Raw genomic sequence first — 15,159 nt, 5'->3', positions numbered from 1 at the left:
CCCGCGAGCGCCGCAAAGGTCTGCGGGACGCCGATCTTCAAGGCTCACAGGCGTTTCCCACCGCGCTGGCGACGAGATGTCATTCATCCAGCGGCGAGACGGCCTGATCGATAGCGCCGAAGATCGACTTGCCCTGGGCGTCGAACATTTCGATGCGCACGCGATCGCCGTAGCGCATGAACGCAGTCTCCGGCGCGCCCTTGTCGATCGTCTCCAGCATGCGCTTCTCGGCAATGCATGCGCTGCCACGACTGCGATCCTTGTTGGAGATCGTGCCCGAGCCCACGATGGTGCCCGCGCGCACATTGCGCGTCTTGCACACGTGCGCCACGAGTTGGCCGAAGTCGAACACCATGTCTTCGCCGCATTCGGGCGCACCGAACTTCTTGTCGTTCCACTTCACGGTGAGCGGCCGGTGCACCCGGCCAGCGTGCCAGGCATCGCCCAGCTCGTCGGGCGTGACGGCCACCGGCGAGAAGCTGCTTGCCGGTTTGCTCTGGAAGAAGCCGAACCCCTTGGCCAGTTCGGCGGGAATCAGATTGCGCAGGCTCACGTCGTTGACGAGCATCAACAGACGCACGCCTTCGAGCGCGCGCGCCGGGCTTGCGCCCATCGGCACATCCGACGTCACCACGGCAACCTCGCCTTCGAAGTCGATGCCGAAGTCTTCGGACGCGCAGACGATGTCGTCCGTCGGTCCAAGGAAGTCGTCGCTGCCGCCCTGGTACATGAGCGGATCGGTCCAGAATTCGGGCGGCATGTCGGCCCCGCGTGCGCGGCGCACCAGCTCGACGTGGTTCACATAGGCCGAGCCGTCGGCCCATTGGTACGCGCGCGGCAGCGGCGCCATGCACTCGGCCGGATCGAACGCGAAGACGTTGCGCGCACGCTGGTGATTGAGTTCGGTGTAGAGCGTCTGGAGCTGAGGCGCGTAGAACGTCCAGTCGTCGAGCACGCGTTGCAATGTGGGCGCGATGGCGTCGGCAATGCAGGCGCTCGACAGATCGCGCGACACGACGATCAGTTGGCCGTCGCGGGTGCCGTCCTTGCGGGTAGCGAGTTTCATGATATGGAGTCTGCGGGCCACCTGAGGCCCGATAGAATGGCGCGTGAAGCCAAAGATTCTACCTGAGGGCATCGCCCGCCCGTTGAACGGCCGCCGACACGATCTGTCGAACCGAGTACATCGCGATGTGAGATCCTGAGCGCGTGACGTTCCGGTGGATTGTGGCTCGTGCCGTCGCTCGCCAAACATCGGAATCGCCCGCATTGTCCGTATCGCCCTTATTGCTCCTTTTGCCAAGCAGTGCCCAACGTGCCTCCGGCCCCCAACGATTCCCAGGACGCGGTCTTGCCGCCCGCTGGCCCGACACCGTCAGCGGCGGCTCGCCAGCGCGGGCTTTGGCGCACGCGTGGCTTCGTCTGGGCGGGCGTGATGGCCGCCGTGCTCGCCGTCCACGGGCTCATCGCATTGTGGGTCGCGAGCGACCGGTCGTCGATGGAAGACACGCCGATTCCCGACATCCCGGTCACGCTGATTCCGCTCAAACCTGTCGCGCCTCCCGCACCGCCAGCGCCGCCAGCGCTCCCCGCACCGTCAGCGCCCAAGCCGGCCGTCAAGCCGCGCCCCCGCAAGCTCGCCCCCCCGCGCCGCGGGCCGCCCCCGATACACTTGCCGCACCGGCCACGGCGAACACGCCCGGGCCGCAGGCGGCCTCGCAGACCGTCGCAAGCGAAGGCGACACGTCCGGGGCGCCCGCCAGCAGCGCGCAAGCCACCTCGCCGCCCGGCCCGCCGCTCACGGCAGCCGCCGCCAATGGCGACAGGTTCGATCCGCCGCCCTCCGCCACGATGGCGTACGACGCGTACATGAACGGCGTGCGCAATCAGACCGGCGAACTGCAATGGGTCAACGCAAACGGCCATTACCGCCTGCGCGTGGCGGTGCCGATCATCTTCTTCGGCACGTTCGAGTTCATCAGCGAGGGCGGTTTTGACGTGAACGGCATTGCGCCATCCCGTTATGTCGAAAAACGCGGTCGTCGCGCCGAATACGTCAGTGACTTCCATCGCGATGGCACGCCGATGCTGCACTTCTCGCGCTCCGGCCAGTCCATGCCGCTCGCGCCCGGCGCGCAAGACCGATTCAGCGTGATGATGCAGCTGGCAAGCTATGCGAGAGGCAATCCGGAACGCTACGCGCAGGTCGGCGTGACGCACGAGTTCACGGTGGTCGACACGGACAGCAGCGAAGTCTGGCCGGTGCAGTACGTTGGCCAGGAAACCCTGCGCACACCGCAGGGCTATGTCGAGACCCGCCACTTCACGCGGTTGCCGCGTAAGGCGGGTGACGAGCGACGCGTCGACATCTGGCTCGCGCCATCGCTGGACTGGATGCCGGTGCGCGTCAAGCAGACCGAGCCGTCGGGCAACGAATTCGAACTGGTTTTCACACAGAAGGCGTCGCCTTGAGCCGGCTTGGCACGGCCCGGCCTGCCGGGCACCAAACCCGCGCGCCCACTCCTTAGAATTTCGAGCGATATGCGCGTCGCACCGCCGCGCGGCGCAGTGTTGCCTTGCTACTACGGTTCGCCAGCAGAAGTCCAAGGTTCCTGACATAATCAGAAACATCCCACTGCACCTACGCCACTTCGCCAACGCATCGACGAGATTTGGGGGGCCGCTCACCATGAAAGTCAGTGCCAACGGTGCATCGATTCATTACGCGGTGGAAGGCCACGGTCCGTGGGTGACGCTCGCGCATCCGCTGGGCGCGGATCTCACGATCTGGGACGATCTGGTGCCCGACCTCGCGGCCCATTTCCGGGTGCTCCGATACGACAGCCGCGGCCATGGCCGCAGCGACGTCCCCGCCGGCCCTTACACCATCGAACAACTGGCCGCCGACGCGACCGCACTGCTCAATTCGCTGGAAATCTCACGAACGCACTTCGTCGGCATTTCGATGGGCGGTGCCGTCGCGCAACAAGTCGCGCTCGATGCGCCGGAGCGCATCGCCAGCCTGACGTTGATCGACACCACGGCCGGTTACGACGACGCCGACGCGAAGGTGTTTCGCCAGCGCGCCACGCGGGCACGCGAACAGGGCATGAAGGCGCTTGCCGACGGCACGCTCGAGCGCTGGCTGGGCGAGCGCTTCCGCAAGCGCCACCCCGAGACATCGGAACGCGTTCGCGCGCTGGTGGCCAAGGCGCATCCGGAGGGTTTCGCGGCCGCCTGCGAAGCGCTGGCCGCGTTCGACGTGCGAGCCAAACTGTCGGAAATCGACGCGCCGACCCTGGTGCTGGTCGGGGAAAACGATCCCTCCACGCCTCCGGCCGTCGCGCGACGCATCGCCAGCGGCATCGCCGGTGCCCGGCTGGAGATCGTGCCCGACGCCGCCCATCTGTCGATCGTCGAGCAGAAACAGTTCGTAACCAATGCCCTTGCAACGTTTTTGCTCGGGGCTTCCTCTAACGTTTGAACCAGCATGCTGCGGGACCTGTCGCGGGATCTTTGACTAGGAGGGCCAAAACCATTGAATTCGTCAGCCGGTGTGCCGATAAGCGAATCATGGGGCACTGCCTCTTGAAATCGCGCCGCGTTGCCCCTATGTGGGTTACTGAGGACCAAGCAGGAACACCAGGAGAGTTGCCATGCTCATGATTTACAACAGCCCGAACTACTATGTCGTCGAGTTTGCCGCGGATAACGGCGATCACGCGCTATCTGCCGGTGGCTATGAAATCGTGGACAAAACCGCTGGCCGTGAGATTTTTCTCGACGGCACGCTTGCCCGGCAATTCCGTGAAGAAGTGCAGAAGTTGATCGCCAGTGAGCCCTCCGAGGATGAAGTCGATGAATTCCTCGGCCAGTTCGATACCTTCATGACGAACCCGGTCGTGCTCCACTGACGCCAACACCGCGCGGTGCCGCCACCCACACAAAACCCTCGCCTCGGCGAGGGTTTTTTCATGGCGCCAAAGCTTGACGCCATGTCAGGCGTCATCGGCGAATCCAGCGCGCCAACGGCCTCGGCCCGACCCTCAGCACTGCTCCCACGGCAGTCCCTCGAAGCGCCAGCCGTTCACGGCGTTGCGGTGATGGGTGCCGTCCAGATCGCCCTCGAAGCCGTGCAGCACGGCATACACGTTGCGGAAACCGGCCGCCTCGAGCGCCTCGCCGGCGGCGGTGCTCCGGTTGCCGCTGCGGCAGATCAACAAGACGGGGCGCTCGCCCCCGGCGCCAGCGAGCTTGCGCACGCTCTGGACGAAGTGCGGGTTGATCTCCCAATCCGGGCCGTCGTTCCACGCTACGTGGATCGCCCCGGCCGGGTGTCCCACGAACAGGTATTCCATTTCGCTGCGGCAATCGACGAACAGGGCATTGGCCTTGGCTTGCAGAAACTGGTGAGCGGCGCTCGGGAGCAGGAATTCCATATCGTTGGCGAAAGCGAGTCAGGACGGCGCGGCGCGCGCGTCACGAATCGCCGCCGGCGCCGCCCGGCAGGCGGTGGCGCGCGGGCGGCGGGCGCGAAAACCATTACAATTATAGGTTTTCCGGCCACTCCAAGGCGACGTCCGTCATGACCACCGCTAGCCCATCCGCCGTCAACGCCCCTACGGGGACCGCATCGACCACGGCTCCGGCCCGCTCGCAGCCGCGCTACACGCGGGGTCAGGCACTGCCCGCGCTGCTCGAATCGCGCATCCTGATTCTGGACGGCGCCATGGGCACGATGATCCAGCAGTACAAGCTGAGCGAAGCCCAGTACCGTGGCGAGCGCTTCGCCGACTTCGCGCACGACGTCAAGGGCAACAATGAGCTGCTCTCGCTCACGCGCCCCGACATCATCAGCGAGATTCATCGCAAATACCTTGCGGCAGGCGCCGATATCCTCGAGACGAATACGTTCGGGGCGACGACGATCGCTCAGAGCGACTATCACATGGAGGATCTGGCCGACGAGATGAACCGCGCGTCGGCACGTCTGGCGCGCGAGGCCTGCGATGCCTTCAGCACGCCCGACAAGCCGCGCTTCGCCGCCGGCGCCATCGGTCCGACGCCGAAGACCGCGAGCATCAGCCCGGACGTGAACGATCCGGGCGCGCGCAACGTCGACTTCGACCAACTGCGCGACGCCTACTACGCGCAAGCCAAGTCGTTGCTCGAAGGCGGCGTCGATCTGTTCCTCGTCGAGACGATCTTCGATACGCTCAACGCCAAGGCCGCGCTCTTTGCCATCGACGAGCTGTTCGAAGACACCGGCGAGGTATTGCCGATCATGATTTCAGGCACCGTCACCGATGCCTCCGGGCGCATTTTGTCGGGCCAGACGGTCGAAGCGTTCTGGAATTCGCTGCGTCACGCCCGCCCGCTCACGTTTGGCCTGAACTGCGCGCTCGGGGCGACGCTCATGCGTCCGTACATCGCTGAACTGGCCAAGCTGTGCAACACCTACGTGTCGGTCTACCCGAACGCCGGCCTGCCCAACCCGATGAGCGATACGGGCTTCGACGAGACGCCCGACGTGACGTCGAGCCTGCTCAGGGAATTCGCGCAGGCGGGCCTGGTGAATCTGGCGGGCGGCTGCTGCGGCACCACGCCGGAACACATCGCGGAGATCGCGAAGGCGCTGGCTGACGTGAAGCCGCGCCGATGGCCGTCGCAATATCGCCCCACCGGCGGCAGCGGCAGCACGGATGGCGACGACGGCGACGACGCCTGAGCGTCGCGACCGTCCGCCCGAAGAAGACAAGACTGATTGCAGCAAGCCCGGCGCGCCGCCCTCGCCTCTCACGCAGGAGGCACGGCCAACGCGCCAACCACTGAACGGATTGCCCCATGAGCCAAACGCCCTTCCTGACGCCTGTCGAATCTGTCGAGCCAGTGCAGCCGATGCGCCTGTCCGGCCTCGAACCCTTCAACATCGGCGCGGGCACGCTCTTCGTCAACGTCGGTGAGCGTACCAACGTCACGGGTTCGAAAGCGTTTGCGCGCATGATCCTGAACGGCCAGTTCGATGAAGCCCTCGCGGTCGCCCGTCAGCAGGTCGAGAACGGCGCCCAGGTCATCGACATCAACATGGACGAGGCGATGCTCGACTCCAAGGCCGCGATGGTGCGCTTCATGAACCTGATCGCCTCCGAGCCGGACATCGCGCGCGTGCCGATCATGATCGACTCGTCGAAGTGGGAAGTGATCGAGGCCGGGCTCAAGTGCGTGCAGGGCAAGGCCATCGTCAACTCGATCTCGCTCAAGGAAGGCCGCGACGCGTTCGTGCATCACGCCAAGCTGATCCGCCGTTATGGCGCCGCTGCCGTGGTCATGGCCTTCGACGAACACGGGCAGGCCGACACCTACGCGCGCAAGACGGAGATCTGCGCGCGCAGCTATCGCGTGCTCGTCGACGAAGTGGGCTTCCCGCCCGAGGACATCATCTTCGATCCGAACATCTTCGCGGTGGCCACCGGCATCGAAGAACACAACAACTACGCGGTCGACTTCATCAACGCCACGCGCTGGATCAAGGCGCACCTGCCCGGCGCGAAGATCAGCGGCGGCGTATCGAACGTCTCGTTCTCGTTCCGCGGCAACGACCTCGTGCGCGAAGCGATTCACACCGTGTTCCTGTACCACGCGATTCAGGCGGGCATGGACATGGGCATCGTCAACGCCGGTCAGCTCGGCGTGTACGAGAACCTCGATCCCGAACTGCGCGAGCGCGTCGAAGACGTGGTGCTCAACCGCCGCGACGACAGCACCGAGCGTCTGCTGGAGATCGCCGAGCGCTTCAAGGGCGGCGCCCAACGGCGCGAAGAGAACCTGGAGTGGCGCAACCAGCCGGTCGAAGCGCGTCTCGCGCACGCACTGGTGCATGGCATCACCACGTTCATCGTCGACGACACCGAAGAAGTGCGCCAGAAGATCCACGCCGCGGGCGGCCGTCCGATCCAGGTGATCGAGGGCCCGCTCATGGACGGCATGAACGTCGTGGGCGATCTGTTCGGTGCGGGCAAGATGTTCCTGCCGCAGGTCGTCAAGAGCGCGCGCGTGATGAAGCAGGCCGTCGCGCATCTGGTGCCGTTCATCGAAGAGGAAAAGGCGCGCATGGCCGCCGCCGGGGAAGACGTTCGCTCGAAGGGCAAGATCGTGATGGCCACGGTCAAGGGCGACGTGCACGACATCGGCAAGAACATCGTGACGGTGGTGCTCCAGTGCAACAACTTCGAAGTGGTCAACATGGGCGTGATGGTGCCCTGCGCCGACATCCTCGCCAAGGCGAAGGAGGAAGGCGCCGACATCATCGGCCTGTCGGGTCTCATCACGCCGAGCCTCGAAGAGATGGCCTACGTCGCCTCGGAAATGCAGCGCGACGATTACTTCCGCCTGCGCAATATTCCGCTGATGATTGGTGGCGCCACGACGTCGCGCGTGCACACGGCCGTGAAAATCGCGCCGCACTATGACGGCCCCGTGATTTACGTGCCCGACGCGTCGCGCTCGGTGTCGGTCGCCTCGAATCTGCTGTCGGACGAGGCCGCCGAGCGATATCTCGAAGAGGTCAAGACGGATTACGAGCGCGTGCGGGCACAGCATGCCAATCGCAGGGCCACGCCGATGGTCTCGCTCGCCACGGCGCGGGAGAACAAGTTCAAGATCGATTGGTCGACGTACGTCCCGCCCAAGCCGAAGTTCATTGGCCGGCGCGTGTTCAAGAACTACGATCTGGCCGAACTGGCGGACTACATCGACTGGGGGCCGTTCTTCCAGACGTGGGATCTGGCCGGCCCCTTCCCCGCGATTCTCAGCGACCCAATCGTCGGCGAGTCGGCCCAACGCGTCTTCGCGGACGGCAAGGAGATGCTGGATCGCATGATCAAGGGCCGCTGGCTGACGGCCAACGGCGTGATCGCGATGCTGCCCGCCAACGTGGTCGGCGACGACGACATCGAAATCTATACGGACGAGTCGCGCTCGGAAGTCGCTTTCACGTGGCATAACCTGCGACAGCAAAGCGAGCGGCCCGTGGTCGACGGCGTGCGTCGCCCGAACCGCTCACTGGCCGACTTCATCGCGCCCAAGGACAGCGGGGTGGCGGACTACATCGGCGTGTTCGCGGTGACGGCCGGTCTCGGTGTCGACGCCAAGGAAGCCGGCTTCCTCGCCACACACGACGACTACAGCGCGATCATGCTCAAGGCATTGGCCGACCGACTCGCCGAGGCGTTCGCCGAGTGCATGCACGCGCGCGTGCGTCGCGAGTTCTGGGGCTACGCCGGCGGCGAGCAGCTCGACAACAACGCCCTCATCAAGGAAGCGTACGTCGGCATTCGCCCGGCCCCGGGCTACCCGGCTTGCCCCGAGCACTCCGTCAAGGGACCGATGTTCCACTACCTGCAAGCCCATGAAGTCGGCATGAGCGTCACGGAATCGCTCGCCATGCTGCCCGCCGCGAGCGTATCGGGCTTCTACCTGTCGCATCCGGACAGCACGTACTTCAGCGTCGGCAAGATCGGCCCAGATCAGGTTGAGGACTTCATGGAACGCGCCAACGTGGACGAGGCCACCGCCCGGCGCCTGCTGGCCCCGCAACTGTCGTAATCGCATTCCTTCGCGTGACCCGGCGGGCGGCATGACGACTGCACGCCGATGCCGGTGTCACGCCCCTGTCGCAACCGACGCGTAGTGTCCCGCCCGTTCGGGCTGAGCCGGCAGATCGAATCCTCGGCCGCCGGCGCCTTGCCATCTGTCGACCGGCCCACTTCGAGAGGTTCCATGCACGCATTGCAAAGCATTCAGAATTTTCACCTCCTGCCGCTGCTCAACACAGCCGTCTCGCTGCTCGTCGCGTTTATCCTGGGCACGATCATCGGTGTGGAGCGTCAAGTCCGCCAGCGCACGGCCGGTCTTCGCACCAACGTGCTCGTGGCCGTGGGGGCCGCCGCCTTCGTCGACTTGTCGATGCGGCTCATGCCCGGCGATACGCGCGTGATTGCCTACGTCGTGTCGGGGGTCGGCTTCCTCGGGGCCGGCGCCATCATGAAAGACGGCGCTTCGGTGCGCGGCCTGAACACCGCCGCCACGTTATGGGGCTCGGCCGCCGTGGGCGCCGCCGCCGGGGCCTGTCTGATCGTCGAAGCCGTCGTCGTGGCGGGCTTCGTGCTGGCGGCCAATACGCTGCTGCGTCCCGTCGTGAACCGCATCAACCGCGCCCCGATCAACGAGGCGACGTCGGAGGCGACTTACGCGCTGTCCGTTATCTGCGCCCGCACGACGCAACGAGAAGTGCTCGACAAGGTGGAAGCCTGGCTCGAAGCGTCGAACTATCCCGTGCGCGCGCTCGATATTCACCCGTTCGGCGAAGCCGACGTCGAGATCGAAGCGCTGCTGCTGCCCACCGCCGTGCAGGCTGGCGAACTCGACGCCCTCACCGATCACCTGGAAACGCTGCCGGGGGTGAATCAGGTGTTCTGGTCGAGCCGTTCGGACGACTAGGGGAAACATGCCGAACGATGCGCGATGACGCCCTATGCGAGGGCGTCGCAGCATCGATCGCTGGCACTGAAAATTGCAGATTCCGGGACGGGGAACTCACGCGAAAGCGAGAGGGTTGGCGAGCGACGCGCTCGGACGACGGGCGCGTCGTGCCGGACAAGGGGAGTAGCCTGCCCCGCGCTGTCTGCGAGGGCCTGCAGTTGCCTTAGACCGCTTAGCGGCGGCCCGTCTCCCACATCACGGCGACGTTTTCCTTGCGGGACTCCCGCAGCATATCGAGCAGTGGATACGCACGTTGCGCCAGGCGCAGACGATCCTCTTCCTCTCGTTCGCCGGACGTCTTGCCCTCGTTTTCCTTCTTCGCGGCGGCATTGTCTTCCGCGATGGCGGCTTCCAACTTCGCAATGGCCTCGCCCATTTCGTCCTCGCCGATGGCACCGCGCTCGCCAAGCTTCTTGCCGACCAGCCCGAGCAGAAACTGCGCGAGATTTTCCAGCATCGTGATCGTGGGCGAAGCGTGCGACTTGAACGTTACCAGCATGGTTGTCTCCCTATTAGCGTTGTGACCCCCTCCGCCGCTCCGAGCGCATGTCACGCAACGCGTGGGATCAGCGGGTACCGTGACTTCATCATACACCTGTTAAAATCCGGTGCTGACGATTCAACTGCCTGTCCGGACGCGTCCGGACGCACCCGAAACACCCGCCAATGCTACCTGCACAAAAGAATGCTCTCGTCGCGCTGATCGGCGACGTCGTCGCCGGTCTGATGCCCGCAGACGGCACTGCGACCCACGCGCAAAATGCGCCGGCCTTGCCGACTATCCTGCTCGAACGCCCGAAAGTCGCCGCGCATGGCGATCTGGCCTGCAACGTGGCGATGCAACTCGCGAAGCCGCTGCGCGCCAATCCACGCGAGCTGGCCCAGAAGATTGCCGACGCCATCCTCGCCGACGCCCGCGCGAGCGGACTCGTCGACGCGGTTGAGATCGCCGGCCCCGGCTTCATCAACCTGCGTCTGGCCAACGCCGCGAAGCAGTCGGTGGCGCGCGCGATCCTGACCGAAGGCGCCGCCTTCGGCCACTGCGCCGTGCGCCACGACGACGCGCCGGTGCTCGTCGAGTTCGTCTCGGCCAACCCGACCGGCCCGCTGCACGTGGGTCACGGCCGTCAGGCCGCGCTCGGCGACACGATCTCGGCGCTGCTGGGCACGCAAGGCCATCCGGTCCATCGCGAGTTCTATTACAACGACGCCGGCGTGCAGATCCAGACGCTCGCCACCTCGGTGCAGGCGCGCGCGCGCGGCCTGAAGCCGGGCGACGCCGAGTGGCCGGAATCGGCCTACAACGGCGACTACATCGGCGATATCGCACAAGACTTCCTCGCACACAAGACCGTGCAGGCGTCCGACGGCGCCCCGGTCACCGGCAGCGGCGACATCGAGGACATCGATTCGATCCGCGCGTTCGCCGTGGCCTATCTGCGCCGCGAGCAGGACATCGATCTGCAGACCTTCGGCGTGCGCTTCGATCAGTACTACCTCGAGTCGTCGCTCTATGCCGACGGCAGTGTCGAGCGCACGGTGCAGGCGCTCGTCGATGCGGGCGTGACGTACGAACAGGACGGCGCGCTGTGGCTGCGCACCACCGATTACGGCGACGACAAGGACCGCGTGATGCGCAAGTCCGACGGCACGTACACGTACTTCGTGCCGGACGTTGCCTATCACACCCGCAAGTGGGCGCGCGGCTTCCATCAAGTCATCAACGTGCAGGGGTCGGACCACCACGGCACTATCGCCCGCGTGCGCGCGGGGTTGCAAGCGCTGGGCATCGGCATTCCGACGGGCTACCCCGACTACGTGCTGCACAAGATGGTCACCGTCATGCGCCACGGAGAAGAGGTGAAGATCTCCAAGCGCGCGGGCAGCTACGTGACCGTGCGCGACCTGATCGAGTGGTCGGGCGGCATCACGGCCGAAACCCCGGTCACGGATCCGGCCGAGCGTGAAGCCGCCCTGCGCCGTGGCCGCGACGCCGTGCGCTTCTTCCTAATTTCGCGCAAGGCGGACACCGAATTCGTGTTCGACGTGGATCTCGCGCTCAAGCAGAACGACGAGAACCCGGTGTACTACGTGCAGTATGCGCACGCCCGCATCTGCTCGATCCTCACGCAATGGGGCGGCGACGACGCCCGTTTGGCCCACACCGACCTCGCGCCGCTCGACAGCGAACGCGCGCTCGCGCTGCTGCAACTGCTCGCCGAATACCCGGACATGCTCACGCGCGCGGCCGAGGAACTTGCGCCGCACGCCGTGGCCTTCTATCTGCGGGATCTGGCGGGGCGTTCCACTCCTTCTACAACGCCGATCGCGTGCTGGTCGACGACGAGACCGTCAAGCACGCGCGTCTGGCGCTGCTGGCGGCGACGCGTCAGGTGCTGCGCAACGGTCTTGCGGTGCTGGGCGTGTCGACCCCGGCCAAGATGTAAGCCCCAGTTATCCAACCCTTCCGAACGGCAAACGCATCGGAACTCTGTAAGGACGGAATCGACTCGATGGCAAACACACGTCGGCCTCCCCGCCAGCGGGCGGTACTTTTCTGGGCATCGTGCTCGGCCTGATCGTTGGGCTGGCCGTTGCCGTCGTCGTCGCGCTCTACATCACGAAGACGCCGACCCCATTCGTCGAAAAGACGCCGCCGCGCCCGGCCGATAACTCGCCGGCCGCGCAAGCGCCCGATCCGAACAAGTCGCTGCAGCCGCGCACGCCACTGCCGGGCGCCGCGTCGGCCGTGGCCGGGCCGGAGTCGGCCTCGCAGGCCGTGACGTCGCCGCTCGTACCCGGCACACCGGTCACGTCGCCCACCGCGTCCGCGCCCACGGCACCGGCCCCGACAAAGCCGTCGCCCGCCGATATTCTCAGCGGCAAGTCGACCGTGCCGGTCGCGCCGCAGACCACGCCGCCCGCCAGCGCGACGGACACCGCCAACACGGGCTACTTCCTGCAAGTCGGCGCATTCAAGTCGCAGAGCGACGCCGAGCAACTGCGCGCCAAGTTGGCGCTCTCGGGCTTCGAGGCGAAAGTCACGCAGCGCGATGCCAACGGTCTGACGCTCTACCGCGTGCGCCTCGGCCCGTATGGCAAGCTCGACGAGATGAACCACGTGCGTCAGCGCCTGCAGGATGGTGGCTACGACACAGCCGTTATCCGCTTCACGAGGCAATAACCGCAAGAGGCGCTGCTCGATCAGGGCAACGCCTCTTGTTTCCTCGCCCGGCACCGCGTCGCACCCGCGCGGAATGCATGGTTTACCGTCAGCATCGTTCGGGAAACGCCGGGGTTGCCGGGAGGTTGAACCCGGCAGCGCGGCGCTGGTCATAAGCACTAGCTTATCTATGTGAATCCGGGATATGGTTTCGCAGGAGCGCCGGCCAACCGATGGCTGGCGCGTCTGCCTCACTCCTCAACAACGATCATGAAAAAACTTCTTGGTACCGTTCTGCTGTCTTTCGGTTTCCTTTGCGGCGCCGCCTCGGCCTCGCCCGAAGCCCCGGTCGCGGGAACCGATTACCTGGTGTTGCCGCAAGCACAGCCCACGTCGGCCGGCGCGGGCAAAATCGAAGTCACCGAATTCTTCTGGTATGGCTGCCCGCACTGCAATGCGCTCGAACCGTCGCTGGAAGCGTGGGTCAAGAAGCAAGGCAAGGATGTCGTGTTCAAGCGCGTGCCAGTCGCCTTCCAGGACCGCTTCGAGCCGCACACCCGCATGTTCTACGCACTCCACGCGCTGGGCCGCGAAGCTGAACTCACACCGAAGGTCTTCAACGAGATCCACGTCAAGCACAACTATTTGCTGACGGCGCAAACGCAGGCCGACTTCCTCACGCAGTTCGGCATCGACAAGCAGAAGTATCTCGACGCCTATAACGGCTTCTCGACCCAGGCCAGCGTAAAGACGGCCAACAGGACGTGGCAGGACTACAAGATCGACGGCGTGCCGACGATCGCGATCCAGGGCAAGTACCTGGTCTCGCCGGCCACTTCGGGCGACGCCCTGCAAAAGGCGGGCAAGCCGGCCACGACCGAGCAGCAGACGTTCGATGCGGCGCTCAAGACGGCCGACGCCATCATCAACCAGATCCGCGCGAAGAAGCTGTAAGCTTCGCCGCTCACCCAGCCCGGCCCCGGCCGGGCTTTTGCATTAGATGGCGACACACACAACATCACCGAAGGTCTTTATCACGGGCGCCTCAAGTGGATTGGGCGAAGCACTCGCACGCCACTACGCGGCGCAGGGCGCCATCCTCGGGCTAGTGGGCCGACGCGGCGACAGGCTCGCCGATCTGGCCGCCTCGCTCCCCCATCCGCATGCCGTACATAGCTACGCGCTCGACGTGCGTGACACGCTCGCGCTGCACGCGGCGGCCGACGACTTCATGGCCCGTCACGGCGTGCCGGACATCGTCATCGCCAATGCGGGCATCAGCCACGGCGTGACGACCGAAGACCCGGCCGATCTACCGCACTTCGCGTCGGTCATGGACACCAACTGGCTGGCGATGGTGGCCACGTTCAGCCCCTTCGTGGCACCGATGCGCGAACGCAAGCACGGCACGCTCGTGGGTATCGGCAGCGTGGCCGGTGTGCGCGGTCTGCCAGGGCACGGCGCCTACAGTGCTTCGAAGGCCGCCGCGATGACGTACCTCGAAAGCCTGCGAGTGGAATTGCGCGCTGCCAAGGTCGCGGTCGTAACGATTGCGCCGGGCTACATTCGCACGCCAATGACGGATGGCAACCCGTTCCCGATGCCGTTCCTGATGCCCGCGGACGCGTTCGCGCGCAAGGCGGCCGCGGCGATCGCCCGACGCAAGCGCTTCGTGGTGCTGCCGTGGCCGATGGGCGTGGTGGCCTGTGTCCTGCGATGCCTGCCGCGCTGGCTTTACGACAGGCTCTTCGCCCGTGCACCGCGAAAGCCACGGTTGTCCGAGCGCAACGTACAAAACGCCCCCTCGGCCAACACCGTCCAGCCGCCGGACGGTCCCTCAACAGGCCCCAAATAGCGGCCAACGCAGGGATATTCCCCAAATCTACGGGCGAAGCCGGGGAAAGCTGAATGTCACGCGTTACATTGCTCCGCATCCCTAACGCGCGACGTCCCCATGAACGCCATGTCAACGCAAGCCGCGTCACGCGCTTGCCCCAATCGCGGCGTCGCGCTTCATCGACGCATCGCCCTCATCCTCAGCCTGCCGCTCGCCCTGATGGTTTCCGGGTGCGCAGCGTTGGATCCCGGCAACTGGCAAATCGTCGGCCCGCCGGAATCGTACATCCGCCCCGCCCCGACCCTCGTCGCGCCCGCGCCCATGATCGTCGCCCCTGCACCGGTGATCGTGACCCCGGCGCCCGTGATCATTGCGCCGCGCCCGCCCGTGGTGATCGCCCCCGCGCAGCCGTATATCGTCGTGCCGCAGGCGCGACCACGCACGTCGCGCGATGCCGCTCACTTCCTGAGCGAGAAATGCTATCTGCAGAAGGGCGGCTGCTACACCAGCGAATACCGCGAAGGCTACGAGTTCAATCCCTACACCGGCACGTGGGAATGGGTCGGTCAACGAGACTATCGGTGGAAGGGCAGCCGGGGGAATCGATAGCTCGATACGC

14 protein-coding genes and 1 pseudogene are annotated in these 15,159 nt (G+C 65.5%); 11 read left to right on the top strand and 4 right to left on the bottom strand.

Annotation, left to right across the window (positions count from 1 at the left end):
• Positions 1-79: 79 nt before the first annotated feature.
• The gene (locus tag DRB87_RS02195; RefSeq protein ID WP_130024700.1) at positions 80-1,066 is read right to left on the bottom strand and encodes a fumarylacetoacetate hydrolase family protein; all 987 of its coding nucleotides are present in this window, start codon (positions 1,064-1,066) and stop codon (positions 80-82) included.
• 218 nt (positions 1,067-1,284) lie between these two features.
• Positions 1,285-1,509 (bottom strand): hypothetical protein, encoded by a 225-nt coding sequence (locus DRB87_RS22940; RefSeq protein WP_165385204.1) that lies wholly within the window; start codon positions 1,507-1,509, stop codon positions 1,285-1,287.
• Between DRB87_RS22940 and DRB87_RS02190 the strand changes: the two genes are divergently transcribed.
• The 3 genes from DRB87_RS02190 to DRB87_RS02180 all read left to right on the top strand — a co-directional run bounded on the left by DRB87_RS02190 (position 1,474) and on the right by DRB87_RS02180 (position 3,914).
• Positions 1,474-2,472: a DUF3108 domain-containing protein gene (locus DRB87_RS02190; protein WP_130024699.1), complete on the top strand. Its 999-nt coding sequence runs from the start codon at positions 1,474-1,476 to the stop codon at positions 2,470-2,472. The two genes, DRB87_RS22940 and DRB87_RS02190, sit on opposite strands and share 36 nt — an antisense overlap.
• A gap of 217 nt (positions 2,473-2,689) precedes the next feature.
• The gene (gene pcaD / locus DRB87_RS02185; RefSeq protein ID WP_130024698.1) at positions 2,690-3,484 is read left to right on the top strand and encodes a 3-oxoadipate enol-lactonase; all 795 of its coding nucleotides are present in this window, start codon (positions 2,690-2,692) and stop codon (positions 3,482-3,484) included.
• A gap of 172 nt (positions 3,485-3,656) precedes the next feature.
• Entirely contained in the window at positions 3,657-3,914 is a 258-nt protein-coding gene (locus DRB87_RS02180; RefSeq protein ID WP_017232000.1) for a DUF3567 domain-containing protein, read from the top strand.
• A 132-nt stretch (positions 3,915-4,046) separates the two neighbouring features.
• On the opposite strand, the gene DRB87_RS02175 is transcribed toward DRB87_RS02180, so the two are convergent.
• Positions 4,047-4,439, bottom strand: a complete 393-nt coding sequence (locus DRB87_RS02175) for a rhodanese-like domain-containing protein (RefSeq protein ID WP_017231999.1) — start codon at positions 4,437-4,439, stop codon at positions 4,047-4,049.
• A gap of 146 nt (positions 4,440-4,585) precedes the next feature.
• On the opposite strand from DRB87_RS02175, the gene DRB87_RS02170 reads away from it, so the two are divergent.
• The 3 genes from DRB87_RS02170 (at position 4,586) to DRB87_RS02160 (ending at position 9,498) form a co-directional block, all read left to right on the top strand.
• Positions 4,586-5,728, top strand: coding sequence for a homocysteine S-methyltransferase family protein (locus DRB87_RS02170; RefSeq protein WP_130024697.1), 1,143 nt, complete (start codon positions 4,586-4,588; stop codon positions 5,726-5,728).
• Between the two features lie 170 nt (positions 5,729-5,898).
• Positions 5,899-8,604, top strand: a complete 2,706-nt coding sequence (gene metH, locus DRB87_RS02165) for a methionine synthase (protein WP_240756265.1) — start codon at positions 5,899-5,901, stop codon at positions 8,602-8,604.
• Between the two features lie 183 nt (positions 8,605-8,787).
• On the top strand, positions 8,788-9,498 hold the full coding sequence (locus tag DRB87_RS02160) for an MgtC/SapB family protein (protein WP_130027670.1): 711 nt from the start codon (positions 8,788-8,790) through the stop codon (positions 9,496-9,498).
• A gap of 214 nt (positions 9,499-9,712) precedes the next feature.
• On the opposite strand, the gene DRB87_RS02155 is transcribed toward DRB87_RS02160, so the two are convergent.
• Positions 9,713-10,039: a DUF1840 domain-containing protein gene (locus tag DRB87_RS02155; protein WP_130024695.1), complete on the bottom strand. Its 327-nt coding sequence runs from the start codon at positions 10,037-10,039 to the stop codon at positions 9,713-9,715.
• A gap of 167 nt (positions 10,040-10,206) precedes the next feature.
• On the opposite strand from DRB87_RS02155, the pseudogene argS reads away from it, so the two are divergent.
• From argS to DRB87_RS02130, 5 genes and pseudogenes are all read left to right on the top strand, one after another.
• Positions 10,207-11,987, top strand: a pseudogene (gene argS, locus DRB87_RS02150) (arginine--tRNA ligase).
• A 119-nt stretch (positions 11,988-12,106) separates the two neighbouring features.
• Positions 12,107-12,724 carry an SPOR domain-containing protein gene (locus tag DRB87_RS02145; RefSeq protein WP_240756147.1) on the top strand — a complete coding sequence of 206 codons (618 nt, stop codon included), beginning with the start codon at positions 12,107-12,109 and terminating at the stop codon, positions 12,722-12,724.
• Between the two features lie 249 nt (positions 12,725-12,973).
• Positions 12,974-13,657 carry a thiol:disulfide interchange protein DsbA/DsbL gene (locus DRB87_RS02140; protein ID WP_130024693.1) on the top strand — a complete coding sequence of 228 codons (684 nt, stop codon included), beginning with the start codon at positions 12,974-12,976 and terminating at the stop codon, positions 13,655-13,657.
• A gap of 46 nt (positions 13,658-13,703) precedes the next feature.
• A complete protein-coding gene (locus tag DRB87_RS02135) occupies positions 13,704-14,558 on the top strand; it encodes an SDR family oxidoreductase (protein WP_130024692.1) in 855 nt (284 codons plus the stop codon).
• Between the two features lie 99 nt (positions 14,559-14,657).
• Entirely contained in the window at positions 14,658-15,149 is a 492-nt protein-coding gene (locus DRB87_RS02130) for a hypothetical protein (protein WP_130024691.1), read from the top strand.
• Positions 15,150-15,159 lie beyond the last annotated feature (10 nt).

The organism is Pandoraea sp. XY-2 (genome assembly GCF_004193915.1).
Classification (GTDB): domain Bacteria; phylum Pseudomonadota; class Gammaproteobacteria; order Burkholderiales; family Burkholderiaceae; genus Pandoraea; species Pandoraea cepalis.
The sequence above is the reverse complement of the archived record's forward strand: the minus strand, read 5'-3'. Positions and strand labels throughout refer to the sequence as shown.

Coding starts and splice junctions, on each gene's coding strand:
- DRB87_RS02195 (WP_130024700.1), bottom strand. CDS start 1,066: ATGAAACTCGCTACCCGCAAGGACGGCACCCGCGACGGCCAACTGATC.
- pcaD (WP_130024698.1), top strand. CDS start 2,690: ATGAAAGTCAGTGCCAACGGTGCATCGATTCATTACGCGGTGGAAGGC.
- DRB87_RS02180 (WP_017232000.1), top strand. CDS start 3,657: ATGCTCATGATTTACAACAGCCCGAACTACTATGTCGTCGAGTTTGCC.
- DRB87_RS02175 (WP_017231999.1), bottom strand. CDS start 4,439: ATGGAATTCCTGCTCCCGAGCGCCGCTCACCAGTTTCTGCAAGCCAAG.
- DRB87_RS02170 (WP_130024697.1), top strand. CDS start 4,586: ATGACCACCGCTAGCCCATCCGCCGTCAACGCCCCTACGGGGACCGCA.
- metH (WP_240756265.1), top strand. CDS start 5,899: ATGCGCCTGTCCGGCCTCGAACCCTTCAACATCGGCGCGGGCACGCTC.
- DRB87_RS02155 (WP_130024695.1), bottom strand. CDS start 10,039: ATGCTGGTAACGTTCAAGTCGCACGCTTCGCCCACGATCACGATGCTG.
- DRB87_RS02140 (WP_130024693.1), top strand. CDS start 12,974: ATGAAAAAACTTCTTGGTACCGTTCTGCTGTCTTTCGGTTTCCTTTGC.
- DRB87_RS02135 (WP_130024692.1), top strand. CDS start 13,704: ATGGCGACACACACAACATCACCGAAGGTCTTTATCACGGGCGCCTCA.
- DRB87_RS02130 (WP_130024691.1), top strand. CDS start 14,658: ATGAACGCCATGTCAACGCAAGCCGCGTCACGCGCTTGCCCCAATCGC.